Source organism: Paraflavitalea sp., assembly GCF_059502485.1.
Window position 1 is genome coordinate 119393 of sequence record NZ_JCACET010000010.1, and the last position, 19085, is coordinate 138477.

Genomic DNA, 19085 nt, shown 5'->3' on the forward strand with positions numbered 1-19085 from the left:
TCTTCATCAGCGTACTGCGACCAGTTCAACACTTACGCCATCGGGGTTACCACCGATCTTTAGTATCATAGGGAGTTTTTCATTGTTGGCAATCCATAAACCGCTTTGCTTATCTGTCGATTCGAGATACAGACAATCGATAGCGATGCCTCCAACCTCATACCGGTCAAACTTTTTGATCACATGATAGCGTGTCGACCCAAACACCATAGGCTTGTTCAACTGGATATCCTTCCAGCAGGCTTTCGATAATTGCAATAAACTTTGAGAGGGGTCGAGTATTACATCTTCGCCATCCACCGGTGGGTTCCAGTAGCCGTGGCGGGCACTGTCGAGCGATGCTCTTTGTACCCGGAACGTTCCTGCAAGCTGGTGCATGAGCCAGTCGAATCGCACTTCCTCATCACTCACTTTAGACAATACTGTACTAACAATCACGTCACCATTGGGTGCATGCACAGTATAATCCAATGTACTTCCCTGTCCGATAACAACCATTTTAGTCTGAGCAAAACTGCTGCCTGCAGTGATCAGCAATAAAGCAGCAATGACAAATCTTTTCATACGATCGTTCTGTTTTTAATGATACAATAAACCATATAAGCTACCAGGCCACACCTGATGATGCCCATCAACTCGCGTAACCAGAAGCTGGACACGATTAACTTGTCAACCAGCACCTCATTATACGATTCACTCAATTGCATTTGAATGGGTATCTGTATGAAGAAGCTGGACAAGGTGCCTACCAGTAACAATAATAACGTGCTCCATACCAGCCATCGGGCAATGGCAGGTGGCCTGAAAAAAAGCAATAAAATGTTGGAAACAAGCGATAACCCCAGAACGGGAATTACCAGTACAGCAACTATCTTAGGCCCCAAAGCCTGGTGATAAGCCTGCCACTCATCGGCCTTTCCGATGATACGCCAAAGCGGATAATTCACAAACGCTTCCAGGAAACCAGCTCCCAGTGTATAAAAAGCGAGTGCATTGAATACGATAAAATGCCAGGTAGTAAAAACGAGTCTTTTGCGCGCGCCCCTCACCGGTTCTCCCGAAGTTTGCATGTCTCTTTTTACTTGCAAACTTCCCCTTTATGCGAGGCCAATACAATAGTACTTTGCTACTACTACAATAACACAAGTTCATGTCATTACTTAACAGGGATCCATTTCAGGCACACCGGCTTGTCCAGCTCGATCTTCTTACCAGTTTCGGTAAGTAAACCGGTAGCAGCATCGCGCTTGAAGATCACGATGTCGCCACTGTTCTGATTAGCCGACAGCAGGAACTTGCCAGTAGGATCGATGCTGAAGTTGCGGGGTGTTTTACCCAACACAGACTGATGACCTTTGAGTGTAAGTTTACCAGTTGATTTATCGACTGCGAAGATGGCGATATCATTTTCATCGCCACGATTGGAGGCATATACGAATTTGCCATCGGGTGATACATGGATGTCGGCGCTGCCAACAGCTCCTTTGTAGCCTTCCTTGATAGCCGAGATGGTTTGCAGGAATTGCAATTTGCCTTTCTTATAACTATAAGCTGTTACATTACCGCCCATTTCATCCATGAGGTACACATAATCGCCGTTGGGATGAAAGTCGATATGACGTGGACCAGCGCCGGGCAAAGTAGAATAGGAGGGGATCTTAGCCGCTTTCAGCTCGCCCAGTTTGGCGTCGAAATCATATACCATGATCTTATCGATGCCCAGGTCCTGTACCAGCAGGTGGCTGTCATTTGGATCGAATACGGTGGAATGCACATGGGGCTTTTCCTGCCTGTCCTTATTGGGACCGCTGCCGGAATGGTTGATGGTGCGCTCTGCCGCCCGCAGCCAGCCATCGGGACTGATGCCCAGCAGGGAGAAATTACCACCGCTATAGTTGGCCACGGCTACCCATTTGCCACTTTTATCGATGTCTACATAGCAGGGGTGGTCACCACCGCTTGACTGCTTATTGAGGAATTGCAAGGTGCCGGCCTTCTTATCGAAGGAAAAAGCCGCTACACTGCCTTTGTCTTCACCATCCTCAAACACAGAATACACATATTTATTATTTTTTGATACTACGAGGTAGCTCGGGTTACTGGCAGGCGCCTTACTGACGAAGGTTGCCTCCCCGGTAGCACTGTTGAATTTGTACACATAGATACCCTCGCTTTTACCCGAAGTATAAGTTCCAATGAGCAGGTAATGGTCCTGGCTGATGGCAAGAGCCGGTAATGTCATGATCAGAAGATTGAAGAGCATCTTTTTCATGCCCGGAAATTACATGATATAATCATGCCACGGAAATCTGGTCGCCGGGCAGCATGGTTCTGGCCATACAATCCACAAATAAACTATTCTTCTTCGCGGTTGCTCAGCCTGTCGGCATAAGCATCAATCGTCACTTGCGGTTTCCCCAGCTCATCCCAGGTAGCGGTGCTTTCAAATTGCTCGGGATATTTATTCAGCGCTTCGGAGATCTTCGCGCCATAATCGACCAATGGCACAAGTGTGCCCATTACTTTAAACACGCCCAGCGGCGCTTTCAAGATCTTTAGTGGTGCTTTGGCATAATGCTCTATAAAAATGCGGGCGCCTTGCACCCAGGTGTAGGCGGCAGGACCCTGAACGGGATACTCTTTATTGATGGTAGCCGGTTGCTGAAAAGAACGTACTACCTGCTGTGCATAATCATCAGCCGCTATAAAGTGCATGGGCGCTTTGGAATCGCCAGCGAGCATGATCCGGTTGCCCTTCATCAGCAATTGATCGAAGCACTCCATAAAAGTAGACGGATAAAAGATGGTGTAAGGTATGCCGCTCCTTTTCACCTTCTCCACGGCAGCCTGCTTCACATCAAAAACCCACCAGTGAAAGCCATTCATGCCGTTGTAATGCTGCACCAGAGAGGAGAGGAGCACCAGCCTGTTGATGCCCGTCTTTTGCGCTGCGGCAATAATGTTCTCGATACCCTCTCTTTCAGGCAGGCGGTCTTTGCGGCGCGCAGTACGTGGTGGACTTAAACTAATGTACACCGCCTCTTGTCCCTCGAATGCTTTGAGCAGGCTGAGCGGATCGAATACATCACCCGGCACCACGGTGGCATCAGGAAACAACTGCTGCGCCTTTTGCGGATTGCGCGCCAGCATCGTCACCTTAAACCCAGCATTGATCAGCGCCCAGGTCACTGGCTTACCAATCATACCGGTACCGCCTACCACCAATATCTTTTGCATGCGATGAATTTGCGCGAAGGTACTCCGGCACCTCAACGCCACAAAGAGTAAGTTGTATGAATTGAAGCTTTATAAGTCTATTTCAATTTTTCCAGTGCCTTCACAATAACATCATTCGTCTTTTGCTGATCCCAGAACTCGGGTACAAACTTTTGCCCGATCACTTTTTCATACAGCTCGATGTAGCGGCCGCTGATCGTATTGATCCAGCTATCGCTCATTTCAGGCACCGTTTGGCCTTCTTTGCCCATGAAGTTGTTTGCAATGAGCCATTCGCGCACAAACTCTTTGCTCAATTGCTGTTGCTTTTCACCGTTGGCCTGACGTTCTTCAAACCCATCGGCATAAAAATAACGGGAAGAATCGGGCGTATGCACTTCATCCATCAGGTACACGGCACCTTTGTATTTGCCAAACTCATATTTGGTATCCACCAGGATCAATCCCTGACGGGCAGCAATTTCCTTACCACGGGCAAATAATGCCAATGCATATTGCTCCAGTATTTTCCAATCAGCTTCTGAAGCCAATCCCTGCGCAATGATCTCTTCTTTGGAAATATCTTCATCGTGACCCGCTTCAGCCTTGGTAGAAGGCGTAATAATGGGGGTGGGGAAATAATCATTCTCCTTCATTCCTTCCGGCAGCGCAACACCACACAGCGTTCTTTTGCCGCTGGAATAAGTGCGCCAGGCATGGCCTGTGAGGTTACCACGCACCACCATTTCAATCTTGAAAGGTTCGCAACGCTGACCGATTGATACATTCGGTGCCGGCACATCCAACAGCCAATTCGGGCAGATGTCACGGGTAGACTCCAACATATAAGCAGCAATCTGATTCAACACCTGACCTTTATAGGGTATGGGTCGGGGTAATATTACATCAAATGCAGATATACGGTCAGACGCGATCATCACCAGCCATTCGTCCTGTATGGTGTACACATCTCTCACTTTTCCTTTGTAAAACCTTGTTTGTCCGGGGAATTGATAGGCATTCATGGCGCGAATATAGAGCAGCCCGTCAAATGGCAGAAAAAAAGAATGGTTGAGATATTAACATATCAGCAGCACCTGTTTAAAAATTAAATTTTAAGTTGATGTTTACAATACGTAGATTAGTAATCAATAAACAAAAACTGCCATCATGAGAAGCTTCCGATCACTGGCGGGCATCCTATGTTTTTTATTAATGCTTGCTGCCACCTCTTTTGCTCAAATTCAATCTTACACAATTACCGGAACGATCCGGAACAGTACCAACAAAGATGTCGTTCCGGCCGTCTCTGTTGCCATCAAAGGATCTTCGATCGGAACATTTTCAGATGAAAAGGGCAACTTTAAACTCGTCACCACTCAGCGCCCACCCTTAACCCTAGTTTTTACTTCCATCGGGTTCGAATCACAGGAAGTAACCGTCAACACTGCTACCGAAGCAGTGGAAGTAAACTTTGTGCCTGCTTCAGTACTCGGTCTTGAAGTAGTAGTATCTGCCAGCCGCGTGGCTGAAAGAATACTGGAATCGCCCGTATCCATCGAGCGTATGAGCGCTGCCAACGTGCGCGCTTCTGCTGCGCCCAGTTTTTACCAGGGCATAGCCAATTTCAAAGGTGTGGACATGGTTACTTCCAGTATCACTTTCAACACCCTCAGCACGCGGGGTTTCAACGGCAGTGGTAACCTCCGCTTCAACCAACTCGTGGATGGAATGGACAACCAGGCGCCCGCCCTCAACTTCTCTGTAGGCATCATCACAGGCCCCACTGAGCTGGACATCGACAACGTGGAGCTGCTGCAAGGCGCTTCTTCGGCTCTGTATGGCTCAGGTGGGATGACAGGCACTTTACTGATGACCAGCAAAAATCCTTTCAAATACCAGGGGCTTAGCTTTCAGGTAAAACAGGGCATCATGCACATCAACAGTCCACGGGGCAATGCCGCTCCTTATTATGACTGGGCCATGCGCTGGGGCAAAAAGATCAGCGATAAGCTGGCCTTCAAGATCGGCGGACAGTTCATCTCTGCCAAAGACTGGCAGGCCAACGACACCCGCAATCTGGCCCGCAACAACGTATTGAGCTCTATTAAAGATGGCACCCGTGCCACTGATAATAACTACGATGGTATCAATGTATATGGTGATGAAGCCAGCGTAAGCATGAACAGCCTGGCGCAGGTAGCAAGAGGCCAGTTGGCTGCCGGCGGCGGTGGCGCTATACTTACGGCAGTAGATGGAATGCTGGCTGCAAACATGTCGCCGCAGCAAATTGCCATTAACTTTGCCATCAACCCTGCTTTGGCACCTTATGCATCAGCACTTCCATTTTTGATCCCTACCAGCCCGGTGGCCAATAACCCTTACAGGAACACATTTGGTAGTCAACTGGTGAGCCGTACTGGTTACGACGAAAAAGACCTCGTAAACTATGACGCCTATAGTATTAAACTGAATGCTGGCCTGTATTATAAGATCGCGCCCAGTATTGAAGCCTCTTTGCTCGCTTATTGGGGAACAGGCACCACGGTTTACACCGGGGCCGACCGCTATTCGCTGAAAAACTTTAAGCTGGGCCAGTACCAGGCCGAAGTAAAAGCTAAAAACTGGTTCCTGCGCGCCTATACCACCCAGGAAAACTCTGGCGACTCCTATACTGCTACCACAGCAGCCTTTGCGGTCAACAACCTCTGGAAAGGCAATACTGCCTGGTTCCAGCAATATGCAGGAACATACGGAGCAGGCAGGCTCGGTATTATTCCAGGAGCTACTCCAGGCAGTTTTTTACCCATATTTCCTGATGCACAGGCCCATGGATTAGCAAGGACTACAGCCGAACAGGGAAGGCTATTACCGGGTACAGCAGCTTTTGATGCCGCCCTCAAAACTGCCACGAACACCAATATCAACGATAAAACGGCAGCAGGCGGCGCCAAATTTGCCGACAAATCGGCCCTGTATCACTTCGAGGGCCAGCTAAACCTGAGCGAGTATGTGAAAGTGGTGGAAGTAATGGTGGGCGCCAACTACCGCATCTATCACCTCAACTCCAAGGGCACCATCTTCTCGGATAGCAGCAGCCCAATCGACATCAGTGAATACGGTGGCTATGTCCAATTGCAGAAGCGACTGTTCAATGATGTGTTGAAGCTGACAGCCTCCGGCCGTTACGATAAGAACGAGAACTTTGACGGCAGGTTTACCCCCCGGGTAACGGCCCTGATCAAAGTGGCCAATGACAATAACCTTCGTTTGTCTTATCAAACAGCTTACCGTTTTCCCACTACACAAGACCAATACATCAACCTGAACGTGCCGGGTGCTAAACTGATTGGTGCATTACCACAGTTCCAGGCCGCTTATAACTTTGCTACCAATCCGGTATATACCGCCGAAAGCATTGGCGCATTCCGGTCATCAGTAGCAGCAGGAACACCCAATCCCGGATTGTTGCAGCAGGCAACCTTCAAACCATTGAAGCCGGAAACAGCCAACTCTTATGAGTTTGGCTATCGCGGTCTGCCCACCAAAAAGTTGTTGGTAGATGCTTATGTATATTATTGCGAATACAAAAACTTCATTGGCCGCCGGGCTGTAGGTAGACCCACAATTCCACCGGTAACCAACTTAGCCAACCCGCTGCTCACAGAGAACTACTCTTACGCCGAAAACTCAACCGAAGCTGTAAAAGCCTATGGTTGGGGTATAGGTGGAGAATACCAGATAAGAGGTGGCTATAACATCAGGGTCAACGTATCGGGCGATCAGCTCCGTGATGTGCCTGCAGGGTTCATCACCTTCTTCAACACACCCAAAGTACGTTTCAACATCGGCCTGAGCAATGATGGCATTGCCAAAGGTCCCTGGGGTTTCAACTTTGTATATCGCTGGCAGGATGATATGGACTGGGAAGGTACATTTGCCGCCGGCAAGGTTCCATCTTACGGCACACTCGATGGACAGGTTAGCTATAAGCTCCAAAAGATCCGCAGCATCGTGAAGCTTGGCGCTTCCAACCTGTTGAATAAGTACTATTACAGTTCATTGGGTAATCCTTATATCGGTGGTGTGTACTATGTGTCGTTTGCTTATAACGTATTCTAAATCTCATATGTCGCCCTGAGCTTGTCGAAGGGTTGACGAAGCCTTTATAACTAACTAAAAATGCCCACTGAGTAGTGGGCATTTTTTATCGCATTTTAGTTAATTGATTCAACTTACTACCGGATATCTTAAGCCTGTAATTTCTGATCGGAATGTATTCACTCAACAAAAAGTCGACTTGTGCTATACAAAGCATATACATAAAGTCCTGGCGGACTATTGGTATCCATTTACTTTTATTATTACCACCAAAAGTAAACCTGACTCTTTCAATTCTGTTATAACTACCTATACAGGTATCAAAATAGGGAAAGCAATAAGTGCTGTCATTATTGATACGGGCCATACCATCCGGAATCGATTCATTCTTTAAGTTGAAAAGCATCAGAAACTTTGTACGGTTAACTGGTGGATAGTCGGCTACATAGCCACGCAGCTGTAAAAATGCAGCCTTTGCAGAATCCGTATCGAAATAATAAACCTTAACAGGAATATTATTACTGTCGATATCACTATTCAAAACAATAACATTGCCACTCATGGTCCATTTTCCTACACTGATACTCCTGCCAATATGTTCATTGAGATATTCAAACCGGTGGTTCTTGTACAAGGTGAGTCGAACAAACACCTCAAAATGTGGAAGTATATAAATGCCATATATTCCCTTTTCCTCATCCTGCTTTGTTAGCGGCCGCTTCTCATATTGCCGTGCCGCTAAAGACAGGGGTAAACATAAAAGGAGAATGAATGCCAATTTAAGCATACGGGCTTTTTACTTGCGGGAATCAAATATTTCTGCCAGCTGTTTATCCAGTGGCTCTTGCTCTTCACCATAACGGCCGATAATTTTACCAGATGGATCGATCAATATCTTGGTAGGAAAATAATGAACACCATAATGTGTTGACAAGGCATTACGTGAATCGTAACCTCCATCGGCCAAAGGTGTTTTACCATTTAGGATATGCTTCCATAACCCAATCTTATCCTTTGCCACTGCTTGTTTCCAGGCATCGACAGTTTTATCATCATCAGCAATCCCAATAAACTCAATACCCTTACTTTTATATTTCTTATACAGGCTTATCAGATGCGGATTGCCTTTTCGGCAAGGTGCACACCAGCTCCCCCAAAAATCGAGCAGCACATACCTGCCTTTATAATCTTCCAGGCTCAGCTTAGCGCCATTGATATCACTGGAGGAAAACGTTTTGGCTATACTACCAGGCGAGCCGGCGAGCAATTTTGCCATAGACTCCCGTAGACCGGCCGCCTGTGATGACTGTTGCAATACAGTACCCAGCCTATTATAGTGAAATGCCAACGTATCAAGAGGAAGGTCTATCGAATGAGAATTTAAAAGGAAAAGCGATACTGGTGATTGGGGATGAGCATTGATAAAATCATACTCCCCCTGGTACCACTCCTGAAAATAAGGGGGCAGTCGTTCACGTAGCTTTGCCATTTGGGCCTTATCCTTAGTGGCATTCAGGGAATCAAGCAATGACTTGTATTTCTTGTCTGCCTTAGCCTTGGATTGCAATGCTTGCCGGTATTCGTCCTGTACAGCAGAGCCTGTAACGGCTATTTTCTCAAATGCCCCGGTCACCAATTTAACTTCCATCGCGCCAGGCTGCATAAAAAAACGGGTCATGTTCGCCTCGTTATGTTTCTCTTCTTTCAACCACAGGGATGTAAGATAAGGTATGCCCATTTTGCCTTTGAACTCAAAGCGGCCATTGGAAATGACCGCACTGTCGGGAAGGCCACTTTTCCCATCGATGTAACGCAAATACATCAGCCCTTCGCTCGTGCCCTCGATAGTGCCTTTCAATACAAATGAATTATCGTTTTGGGCATGAACCAGCAAAAAGCCTGTCGATAGGAGGGTGGTTGCTATAACCTTACTTATTTGCATAACTGAATGAGTGTGTGGCAGGTAAATTATAGCAAAAGAACCATATGAACATATATTAGAGATGCTTATGCGAAGGGGGGGGTGCCAGTCCAGAATCTCTGTCATCCTGAGCTTGTTGAAGGGTTATTCGAAGGGGTACCCTGCAATGCTGTCAATTCCGTGTGGCAAGAATTGTTTGGGAGACACTTTCACGGAAGAATACTCGTATCAGGTCATGCATACTGTAGCTGTATGAGCAAGGTTAGGGTTGTCGGCTTCCTTGACGTATATCAAACAGGAATTTGGCATTTTGTGTGGAGTGGAATAACTTATATCTTCAAGGGATACCTGATGTATAATCAACATAAAACCGTATTGCAATGAGTGAAATGGCACTTAAGCGAATTAATAAGTGTTTTAGTGCAAAGAATCTGTATTTAGATTTAGGGAGATGTGGATTGAAGGATATTGATTTTATTACAGGAAGCCCAATCGATAAAGCGTTGAGAAGCTGCATCCACATTAAACGTCTTACATTAAGTAACGCAGTGGAAGGTCGTAAGCCAACAATGCTCGCAATAAATGAGAACAATTCCATTAGTAACCAATTAACAGCTATCCCACCGGCAATTACTGAATTAATTAACCTTTCGGAATTTCTTTGTGCCGGAGACGCCAATAAACCATGGGGGATTACTTGCTTATCTCCACTTTCTAGTTTAACTAGTCTACAGTTAATAGATTTAACTAGCAATGCAATTGATGATCTTAAAGGATTAGAGAACCTAGTTCATTTAAAGCAATTACGCTTAAGTTTTAATAAAATAAAGATAATCGAAGGCTTAGAAAAGTTAATCGAATTACAGGAGTTATATCTCAGTGCGAATGAAATTCAAGAAATCGAAGGTTTAAAAAGCTTAGTAAAACTACAGGAACTTTATCTCGGTAATAATCAAATAAAGATAATCGAAGGCCTAGAAAGCTTAACGAACTTAAAAATATTATTTCTTAATGATAATGGTATATCTAAAATTAAACCAATAAATACACTAGTTCAGTTAGAAGAACTGGACATTAGCGGAAATGCAATAAAAGACATTTTCCCTCTTCTTGCAATACTACAAAAACGCATTGCAATCAAATTAACAACAGATAAACTATCCGAATCAGATTTTAAAGGAATTGATATCTCAAGAAACCCTCTTGTTAGACCACCAATAGAAATTGTTAGGCGAGGATATCCAGCCATCGCAAACTATTTCAAGGAATTAGAAAAGCAAGGAAGAGATTTTTTGTACGAAGCTAAAATGTTAATCATTGGTCAGCCAAGAGCAGGTAAGACATCTCTTAGATATAAGCTATTTGATACTCATGCTCCTTTGCCAGGAGAAGATGAAACAACAAGAGGCATTGATATTAAGAGGCTAAGCTTCGATATCAAAGACAAAGATGGTGAGAAACGAAAGTTTTATTACAATATATGGGATTTTGGAGGACAACATATATATCAAACCACTCATCAATTTTTCCTCACACACCGATCGTTGTATGCATTAGTCATGGATACTGGAAAAGATAGCACCGGCAATGATGAGACTACAGTAAATTACTGGTTGCAAGTCGTTGAATTGCTGGGAGGCAACAGCCCATTATTATTGATACTTAATGAAAAAAATGAAAGAAAAATAAGTATTGACGTTCCTCAGAAAAAGGCCCGATTTGATTTTTTGACAAGAGAATACAACATTGATCTTAATGCTCTAGTTCCAGATACAAAGACTTTTAATATAAAAAAGCAAGAAGAGTTCGAACACTTAAAAAAAGACATTGAAACAGAGCTTATCCGTCTGCCCTTGGTTGGTTTCCCTATGCCTTCCAACTGGATTCAGATAAGAGAAGAATTACAAAATCTATCAGTAAATTACCCATATATAAATATAGACAGATATAGATCGATTTGTATACGCTATGATGTGAACGAATACGAAAGACAACTAGAACTTAGTAGTATTTTTCATGACCTAGGCGTATTCCTGCACTTCCAGGATTATGGTATATTAGATGATTTCATTGTATTACAAAATACCTGGGCAACAGATGCTGTTTTTGCTGTCCTAGATAATCAAACCGTGAAACAGAACAATGGGCACTTTACAGATAATGACTTAGCAGGAATATGGGAGCCCAAAGGCTATAACAAATTCGTACATAAAAAGCTACTTGGCTTAATGATGCAATTCGAGCTATGTTACCAAATTGATAAATCACCTAAACAATCTTCTTATATCGTACCTGAGATGTTGCCAGATACTCCGCCAGAAGGCTATAGTTGGCAACCAGTCAATGACCTCCCTTTACAATACCGATATGACTTCATGCCAAAGGGGCTCCTCACCAGACTAATCGTTCGTTTGCATAGGCATATTTATACTGAAGACAACCAGCAATGGGTATGGAAAACCGGAGTCAAAATAGATAGCAGCCAAATGGACTATCTCAAGACTTACGCCGAGATCACTGAATCATGGGACAATAAACAATTGAACATACGAACACAAGGACGATTTTCAAAAGAGCTGATGAATATAATATCATACGAAATAGACGAGCTAAATAAGAACTATTTCAAACAAATAGACAAACAGCCGAAAAGCAGATGGTATAAAATGATCCCATGTAGTTGTATAACCTGTAAAGACATTGATGATAAACATTTTTATGACTACAGAGAGCTTTTGGAAAGAAAAGACTATGGCAAGGAAACCATTGAATGTAAGAAAAAGCCCTTCGCTACATTAAATATCAATCAACTAATGGATGGAGTATTTTCAAAAGAAAAAAAACAACCAATTCGTACTCAACAGGATAATCCGAAAAAAGTATTTATCTCTTATTCGAAAGACGATCTACTTCTCATTAACAAATTCATCGAACACCTCTCCGCCCTACAACTTGATGGCAAAATATCTCATTGGTACTGCACTGAGCTAACAGCCGGCATAGATTGGCATTATGAAATACAGGAGCACTTCGATCAATCAGACATAGTGTGCTTCATGGTAAGCCCTAATTTCATGCGCACCAAGTACATCCATGAGCACGAAATCAAAAAGGCATTCGAACGCCAAACTAAAGACCCGAAATTTAAAATAGTTCCCATCATCCTCGATTTTTGCAAATGGACAACCAATAATAATAACTTGGGACTGTTTACAGCCTTACCTTATACAGCCAAGCCAGTGATGGATTTCAAAAACCAGAACATGGCCTGGTATATCATCCAGGAATGTCTCCGCCTCATGATCGAAAAAGATTTGCACCCAACAGGTGAAGACTTCTATACCAGCCAGGCACTGCCCAAAGATGTATTAAAACTACTGGAACGAATTGTACAAGGTAAAGCAGATGCCTGATATCCAGACAAACGTAGAACCATCGAAACAAACCCCATGAATCACACCAAAGCCGACAAATACCTCCTCAAAGCCTTCTCCATACTCCACCTTCTCGCAGGTATCAACATGATCTTGTCCGGCCTCACCTGGTCCTTCTTCATCTTCAAAGGCTACCTTAGAGTAGACCACCTGCCCGTATACGGCGACCCTGAAGTAGTATCTTTCAATGGGCTGGACAGGCAATTGGTCAACTACGCCCTCATAACTGCTTTTATCGCGTTTTGCATTTGGGGATTCCTGACACTGATCAGTATCGTATCCGACCTTAAGATCATCAGCCGGACAAGCGTCACCAGCGGTTTGATCGGAATTGCTATTTGCTTCGTAGTTTTCCGGGGTCCACAGTTTGAATGGCTGCTCGACTAAACATTCGGGAGTACCCTTGGCAATTTGACCGGCAATTCAGAACTTACGCCAACATTAACCATCAACATGCACCCCAGCCGTATCTTCATCCTTTCCATGATCGCATTCGCATCCTGTAAATCCCCTTCGTTTACCAGCTACTTTCCTGTACAAAAGGACAAGACCTATACATTTCTCAAGCACATCGATTCTACTAATCAATCATTTACAGAAACATTGATCTGCCGGGAAACAAACGCCCGGGTATGGCCGGGAGACAGGCACACGTTTAGCCTCGTGGAACCTGAAAACACGAACCCTAAGTTTAAAAAAGTCGTACAGTTGTATTACTTTCAAAAACCCACCCCAGCACCAGATAGTACCGATTTCCGCGACAATTCCTTTACCCGCCTCCTGTATTGCTTTCAGGGCAAAAAAGTATATAAGGTTGAGTCCTGGAGCAAAGACCTGCAAACGATGGCACAGCGTGCATGGTTGCTATTTCCAAAAAAACTAAAACCGGGCATCCACTACAAATACCGCAACGGTGATTATCATAGAACGTTTGTCTACATCGGTAAAGAACCAACAACAGTAAACGGCATACAGTACAAAGATTGCATCAAAATGGATGTGTTTGAAACATTCTACGACTCGAGAAAGACTGGTACTGTATGGTTGGCAAAAAACACGGGAGTCGTAAGGTGGGATGTAAAAAATGAACAAGTAACACACATCTCCCGGCAACAATGGTATGAGCCGGACAAGTACTGATCCCCCCCAACAATATCTGCACAATAGCATAATCCTTCCACTTAATAGTTTGGTAACATGCCCTTATTACTTTTGCGGCGCTTCAATCGCCTGCATGCACATTGCCCATTCTCAACATCTCACAATTACAGCCGCTGTACTCTCCGCTTTCAAAAACGGGTCAGAACCTGCATTCAGGGAAATATTCATGACCTACGACGCCCGCCTGATGGCCTACGCCGCCAAAATATGCATCACCCGGCAGGATGCCGAAGAAGTAGTCCAGGATGTCTTTGCCAGCCTGTGGGAAAACAGGACCACCATGGAAGGAGATGACATTACCGGCTGGCTCATTACAGTTTGCCGCCACAAAGCACTGAAATCCCTACGCAGGCAGGTACTCCATACAGATATCGGCACCCTGCCCGAAATGCCTACCCACCAGCTCAACCCACTGGAGCAACTCTACTTCGAAGAGATCGAAAAACACATCCAGACTGTCATCCAATCACTGCCACCGGTACGCAGGAAAATATTCCTCATGAGCCGGGAAGAAGACAAAAGTTACCAACAGATAGCCGATGAACTGGGCATCTCCGTGCTCACCGTCAAAAAGCAGATGAGCCTCGCACTGGCTTACCTGCGCACGCAAGTTACCCCTTACGCTTACTCACTGGCCCTGCTGCTTTTCTCCGAATATTAACTTAATGTTACGGGTACTACTCACGCTACATCCCTGGGTACTTCTTACAAAATCCACCCGTAATGTCCATCACGCCGGAACTATTAAAACAACTGCTGCGCAAACAAAAAGAGCAAACCATCACCGCCCGTGAAATGGTTTTGCTACAACTTTACCTCTCCACGCCCGAGGCAGAAGAAGCGTTGGCAACGATCGACTTTGCAGATATGCCGGAGGCCAACGATCAGCCCGCCGCTGATCAGGAACTGCGTTATCAACAGCTATGGCAAAAGATAGAACAGGTGCCACAGCAACACCGCTTGCCCTGGCGCAAATGGGTGGCAGGCGTAGCGGCCGCCATAGTAGTGATCATAGCAGGTGCAGGATTGCTATTCCGTTACACAGGCAATAAATCAGCACAGACAACTGTGGCAATGCTCACAAAGCATACAGGCAATGGAGAGTTGAAAGAGATCATACTGCCCGATAGTTCGCACGTCTGGCTCAATGCCCGCTCGGTCATCAGCTATCCTGCAGCCTTTACCGGCAACGAGCGCAAAGTATTCCTGCAGCAGGGCGAAGCATTCTTCCAGGTCACCCACAACGCACAACAACCCTTCATTGTACAAAGCAGTGAAGGCATGCAAACCACTGTATTGGGTACTTCCTTTACAGTTACTACCGACAGTCTGGCGCGCCACGTGCAGGTGGCCGTTAAGACGGGTAAAGTAAGAGTAGGGCGGCAGCAGACAACCATCGCCACCTTGCTGCCCGGCGATGCAGTCAATTATACTATCAGCAGCAACACAACTCAGCTTAGTAAAACACCTGTCGATGCAATAGGCTTATGGACAACAGGAGAGATCAGGCTTTCACAAGCCAGCTTTAAAGAAATGGCGTCCCTTATGCAACAACTGTATGGCATTAAGGTCGTAGCCGGCAATCCTGCCATAGGCCGCAACCTGTACAGTCTGCCAATAAAATATGGTACTGATCCCAATAATCTGATAGAAGTCATCAGCGCCATCAACGGCAACCGCGCCAAATGGCAGCCCGGCGATAGCACCCGCGTAACTATTCACTAAAATAAAAAGCGCCTGTTGGAAGCAGGCGCCGCAGAAACCCCGGTATTGGAAGTACCGGCATTCCTAATAATATAAACTAAAACGAAGGTATGGATTTTTTACACCGTACAAAACCACGACAGCATTTATGGAGATGGTTCCTATTATTTGCATCACTAATGCTATGCAGTCTGCTGCACGCACAACAACCGGCATCCCCTTTATTAAAAAAGATCACCATCAGCTTTTCCGGGGAGAACATGGCAGCCGCTTTGCAGAAGATCGAAAAAAGCGCCAACCTGAAGCTGGCCTTCAATGCAGAAAACACAGCAGGCTACAAAGCCCCGGTTATATCCTATAATGATAAAACGCTGGAGCAGGTGTTGAAAGGTCTGTTGCAGAATACGCCACTCGCATTCAAAGAAGTAAACGGATACATCATCATCAACAAAGAAGCAGGAGCAAAACCTGTAAAGACTTCTCCCACCAAAGATCCCGGCAAGGTATCGGGTAAAGTGACAGATGGAGAAACGAAGCAACCGGTAGCCGGCGCCAGCATCCGCATTGGTAACAGGGGAGCTGTAACTGACGACAATGGACAATTCACCCTCACATTATCACCCGGCACTTATACCGCTACCATCAGCTATGTAGGATATGCCTGGAAGGAAATCCCCAACATTACCGTGCAGGATGATTCTACGATCACATTGAGCATTGCCCTGCAAAAAGATAGCCGTCAACTGGGAGAAGTAACCGTGCAGGCCGACCGCATGATCACGACCACCGACAAGAAACTGGTGAATGAGATCAGAATGGCCACCGGCGTGGTATCCGGCATCTCTTCGGAGCAGATCACCATCAGCGTAGACAGGTCAGCCTCGGAAGTGGCCCGCCGTGTGGCCGGCGTCACCCTGCAAGATGGGTTCATCAGTATCCGTGGCATGACGCCCCGCTACAACCCCGTATACCTCAACAATGCTTTCCTGCCCTCTACCGACCCCAACAAGAGAGCCTTCAACTTCGATCTACTACCTTCATCGGTGATCGACCGAATGATCGTATACAAATCACCAGCACCTGAACTACCGGCAGATTTTGCCGGAGGGGTGGTAAAAGTATATACCAAAAGATCGGTGCCCATTCGCAGATTCGAAATAAGCCTCAATGCACAATACCGTACCGGCAATAAATTCTTCGACAACCACACCCAGGCAGGCACCGGCAAATACGACTGGCTGGGCTATGATGATGGCTCCCGCACCATGCCCATCAACATGCCGCGCAATCCTTTTGGTCAGGTTATGCTGCCGGACATTCCGAACGCTCCTAACAACTATACCCTTACCAACGAAAACATCACCAGGGCGCTCCTCACACGCAGTACCAAAGCCTGGAACCTGCAGCAGGTCTATCATCCCACCGACATACAAGGAGACGCAACATATTACACGTACGTCAACCTTGGCAAGATGAAGCTCAACAGCGTTACAGTAGCCCGTTATGAGAACCAGCGCACTTACTATCGTACCAACACGTCCCGTCACGCCAACAGCTATAGAGATACTGTATTCCCCGCGCCAGGTGTGCCACTCCAGCTTTTACAGGATTACAACTACCGCATTAGCTACGACTCGGTATATGCCACCAATGTACGGCTCGCAGGCATGCAACACCTTTCGCTGATCATCGATGCAAGAAACGAGATCTCTGCCATGGGCTTGCTCAATCACAGCACCAAACAAATATTGCAGATCAATACACTGCAGGAGTGGTTTGCTTCCGAAGCCGGCTCCCTGTTTTTGCGTCGCATGGAAAACGCTTACAACACACAGGATCTATACCTGGGTATGCTCAGCGGTAATCATAAAACAACAAACAATAAACACCACATCGAGTGGACCACCAGTTATTCCGAAGCACAGTCGAAAGATCCCAACCAGTTTTCCAATGTATTTATTCCCGATGACGCATCGATCGTTGGAGACCGGGCAGGCTTTGGCAAACTGAATATTACAGATTCCACCACCTGGCAACTGTATACTGGTACCCGCAGAAACACCGTGGTGGGTCGTTTCTATGATGGAGAAGGCAATGAAAAACGCTGGCAGGGCAGCCTCGACTATACCCTCAAACCACTTTCAAAACATAAAGGGTTTCTTATCCGGACCGGCGTTTACTTTGAAAGCCGCCGCAAAGACTACTACTTCAGTTCGCTGGCCTATCGCGATTTCCCCCCCTTGTCCTTTAGCAAGGACCCATGGACCAACCTGGGCGACTCCATACGGGACAAGCTCAACAACGGCGCTGTGCGCATGCACACAGCCATACAGCAGGTAGGCGTAGGCGGTGCTGAAACCAACGGCTACAAAGCCATTTTTGATAACGTGGCTGGTTACCTCGCCACCAATCTGCCACTCAGTTTCCAGTGGCCATTTGGCAACAAACCCGTGATGAAACTCGATATATATGGTGGCGCAAGATTTGAATATTCCAAACGCCGCGTACTCACTACCAAAGGAGAACAAATATTGCACGAATACCTGCCCGATGGCAACGGCCAGCAGGTGCTGGTTGGAACGGCGCCTCCCACCAACCAGTATTTCTGGTTGCCCTCCGTTTCCGCCAACCTGCACCTCGCTGAAGACTGGCAGCTAAGAATGAGCTATGGCAAAACGCTCAATCGCCCTGAGCTGCGTGAGCTATCACCTTTCATTACCTATAATCCCTCCGAAGGATTTACCTACCTCGGAAAACCTACTCTGCACGATGCCCGCATCGACAACTACGACCTGCGCCTCGAATGGTACCCTTCAGCCGGAGAAATGGTATCGGCAGGCATCTACCACAAGCGCCTCAAAGAGCCTATCGAAGAAACCATGGCCACTACCAATACAGGCATTCCCGGCTTTACGCACGCCAATTTCCCTTTTGCCCGTATTGTTGGAACAGAAATAGAAGTACGCAAGCAATTGGCTTTTCTCGGTGGCAATATTTTCCGCCACATGGGCCTTATCGTCAATGCCTGCTACAACTTTACAGAAGCAAGCAACAAGGCCATGTTAATTACCGCACTCGATAAGGACAACTATTATCCGGGAGGAAAAACCCGGCCCTTCATAGGAGCAGCACCCTGGATCGTGAATGCCGGTTTATTTTATGACCACAAAGCCAGTGGCAGCAGAATATCAGTCCAATACAATGTCATTGCCGACCACATCATCACCAACACATCAGGAGCCAATATATGGGATCTCGAACCCTGGGTGTGGGAGCGCAGCAGACACCTGCTTGATCTGTCCATCCTGCAAAAGATCAACAAATGGATCAGTGTACGGGTGGCAGCACAGAACCTGCTCAATGCACCGTTACGGCAGTACGTAGACAATGATTTCAATAAAAAATTCAATACCACACCTACGTATTTCGAGTGGCACGTACAAGGCCGGCTCGGGCCTGTTACAGAGAAATACATCCAGGGCGATTACTACGTGCGTGATTACAAGCCCGGTGTATACTATACACTTGGCTTCCAGTTCAGCCTGTAA

The 19085-nt window shown here is 46.1% G+C and carries 14 protein-coding genes; 7 read left to right on the forward strand and 7 right to left on the reverse strand.

The features are described 5' to 3' along the window. Nucleotides 1-6: 6 nt before the first annotated feature. The 5 genes from AC5JBY_RS17710 to AC5JBY_RS17730 all read right to left on the reverse strand — a co-directional run bounded on the left by AC5JBY_RS17710 (nucleotide 7) and on the right by AC5JBY_RS17730 (nucleotide 4241). Nucleotides 7-564, reverse strand: a complete 558-nt coding sequence (locus tag AC5JBY_RS17710) for a hypothetical protein (RefSeq protein WP_495905963.1) — start codon at nucleotides 562-564, stop codon at nucleotides 7-9. Beyond that, nucleotides 561-1070 (reverse strand): hypothetical protein, encoded by a 510-nt coding sequence (locus AC5JBY_RS17715; RefSeq protein WP_495905964.1) that lies wholly within the window; start codon nucleotides 1068-1070, stop codon nucleotides 561-563. The genes AC5JBY_RS17710 and AC5JBY_RS17715 overlap by 4 nt, the downstream gene beginning before the upstream one ends. 86 nt (nucleotides 1071-1156) lie before the next feature. After that, on the reverse strand, nucleotides 1157-2272 hold the full coding sequence (locus AC5JBY_RS17720; RefSeq protein WP_495905965.1) for a lactonase family protein: 1116 nt from the start codon (nucleotides 2270-2272) through the stop codon (nucleotides 1157-1159). An 83-nt stretch (nucleotides 2273-2355) separates the two neighbouring features. Further along, nucleotides 2356-3237, reverse strand: coding sequence for an SDR family oxidoreductase (locus tag AC5JBY_RS17725; RefSeq protein ID WP_495905966.1), 882 nt, complete (start codon nucleotides 3235-3237; stop codon nucleotides 2356-2358). Between the two features lie 77 nt (nucleotides 3238-3314). Beyond that, nucleotides 3315-4241, reverse strand: coding sequence for a phosphoribosylaminoimidazolesuccinocarboxamide synthase (locus tag AC5JBY_RS17730; RefSeq protein WP_495905967.1), 927 nt, complete (start codon nucleotides 4239-4241; stop codon nucleotides 3315-3317). A gap of 145 nt (nucleotides 4242-4386) precedes the next feature. Here AC5JBY_RS17730 and AC5JBY_RS17735 point away from each other — a divergent pair, with 145 nt between their 5' ends. Beyond that, nucleotides 4387-7338 (forward strand): TonB-dependent receptor domain-containing protein, encoded by a 2952-nt coding sequence (locus tag AC5JBY_RS17735; protein ID WP_495905968.1) that lies wholly within the window; start codon nucleotides 4387-4389, stop codon nucleotides 7336-7338. Nucleotides 7339-7423: 85 nt separating this feature from the next. On the opposite strand, the gene AC5JBY_RS17740 is transcribed toward AC5JBY_RS17735, so the two are convergent. After that, entirely contained in the window at nucleotides 7424-8104 is a 681-nt protein-coding gene (locus tag AC5JBY_RS17740) for a hypothetical protein (protein ID WP_495905969.1), read from the reverse strand. Between the two features lie 9 nt (nucleotides 8105-8113). Continuing rightward, nucleotides 8114-9259 carry a TlpA disulfide reductase family protein gene (locus tag AC5JBY_RS17745; RefSeq protein WP_495905970.1) on the reverse strand — a complete coding sequence of 382 codons (1146 nt, stop codon included), beginning with the start codon at nucleotides 9257-9259 and terminating at the stop codon, nucleotides 8114-8116. A gap of 359 nt (nucleotides 9260-9618) precedes the next feature. Between AC5JBY_RS17745 and AC5JBY_RS17750 the strand changes: the two genes are divergently transcribed. From AC5JBY_RS17750 to AC5JBY_RS17775, 6 genes are all read left to right on the forward strand, one after another. Next, nucleotides 9619-12651, forward strand: a complete 3033-nt coding sequence (locus AC5JBY_RS17750) for a COR domain-containing protein (RefSeq protein ID WP_495905971.1) — start codon at nucleotides 9619-9621, stop codon at nucleotides 12649-12651. Nucleotides 12652-12687: 36 nt separating this feature from the next. Continuing rightward, entirely contained in the window at nucleotides 12688-13059 is a 372-nt protein-coding gene (locus AC5JBY_RS17755; protein WP_495905972.1) for a hypothetical protein, read from the forward strand. Nucleotides 13060-13125: 66 nt separating this feature from the next. Continuing rightward, on the forward strand, nucleotides 13126-13812 hold the full coding sequence (locus AC5JBY_RS17760) for a hypothetical protein (protein WP_495905973.1): 687 nt from the start codon (nucleotides 13126-13128) through the stop codon (nucleotides 13810-13812). A gap of 94 nt (nucleotides 13813-13906) precedes the next feature. Further along, nucleotides 13907-14494, forward strand: coding sequence for an RNA polymerase sigma-70 factor (locus tag AC5JBY_RS17765; RefSeq protein WP_495905974.1), 588 nt, complete (start codon nucleotides 13907-13909; stop codon nucleotides 14492-14494). A gap of 62 nt (nucleotides 14495-14556) precedes the next feature. Next, entirely contained in the window at nucleotides 14557-15558 is a 1002-nt protein-coding gene (locus AC5JBY_RS17770) for a FecR family protein (RefSeq protein WP_495905975.1), read from the forward strand. An 89-nt stretch (nucleotides 15559-15647) separates the two neighbouring features. Next, nucleotides 15648-19085 (forward strand): TonB-dependent receptor, encoded by a 3438-nt coding sequence (locus AC5JBY_RS17775; protein WP_495905976.1) that lies wholly within the window; start codon nucleotides 15648-15650, stop codon nucleotides 19083-19085.

Bases quoted from the DNA above. Each gene is read 5' to 3' on its own strand.
- AC5JBY_RS17710 (WP_495905963.1), bottom strand. From the start codon at position 564: ATGAAAAGATTTGTCATTGCTGCTTTATTGCTGATCACTGCAGGCAGC.
- AC5JBY_RS17740 (WP_495905969.1), bottom strand. From the start codon at position 8,104: ATGCTTAAATTGGCATTCATTCTCCTTTTATGTTTACCCCTGTCTTTA.
- AC5JBY_RS17770 (WP_495905975.1), top strand. From the start codon at position 14,557: ATGTCCATCACGCCGGAACTATTAAAACAACTGCTGCGCAAACAAAAA.
- AC5JBY_RS17755 (WP_495905972.1), top strand. From the start codon at position 12,688: ATGAATCACACCAAAGCCGACAAATACCTCCTCAAAGCCTTCTCCATA.
- AC5JBY_RS17765 (WP_495905974.1), top strand. From the start codon at position 13,907: ATGCACATTGCCCATTCTCAACATCTCACAATTACAGCCGCTGTACTC.
- AC5JBY_RS17775 (WP_495905976.1), top strand. From the start codon at position 15,648: ATGGATTTTTTACACCGTACAAAACCACGACAGCATTTATGGAGATGG.
- AC5JBY_RS17735 (WP_495905968.1), top strand. From the start codon at position 4,387: ATGAGAAGCTTCCGATCACTGGCGGGCATCCTATGTTTTTTATTAATG.
- AC5JBY_RS17745 (WP_495905970.1), bottom strand. From the start codon at position 9,259: ATGCAAATAAGTAAGGTTATAGCAACCACCCTCCTATCGACAGGCTTT.
- AC5JBY_RS17715 (WP_495905964.1), bottom strand. From the start codon at position 1,070: ATGCAAACTTCGGGAGAACCGGTGAGGGGCGCGCGCAAAAGACTCGTT.
- AC5JBY_RS17730 (WP_495905967.1), bottom strand. From the start codon at position 4,241: ATGAATGCCTATCAATTCCCCGGACAAACAAGGTTTTACAAAGGAAAA.
- AC5JBY_RS17720 (WP_495905965.1), bottom strand. From the start codon at position 2,272: ATGAAAAAGATGCTCTTCAATCTTCTGATCATGACATTACCGGCTCTT.
- AC5JBY_RS17725 (WP_495905966.1), bottom strand. From the start codon at position 3,237: ATGCAAAAGATATTGGTGGTAGGCGGTACCGGTATGATTGGTAAGCCA.
- AC5JBY_RS17760 (WP_495905973.1), top strand. From the start codon at position 13,126: ATGCACCCCAGCCGTATCTTCATCCTTTCCATGATCGCATTCGCATCC.
- AC5JBY_RS17750 (WP_495905971.1), top strand. From the start codon at position 9,619: ATGAGTGAAATGGCACTTAAGCGAATTAATAAGTGTTTTAGTGCAAAG.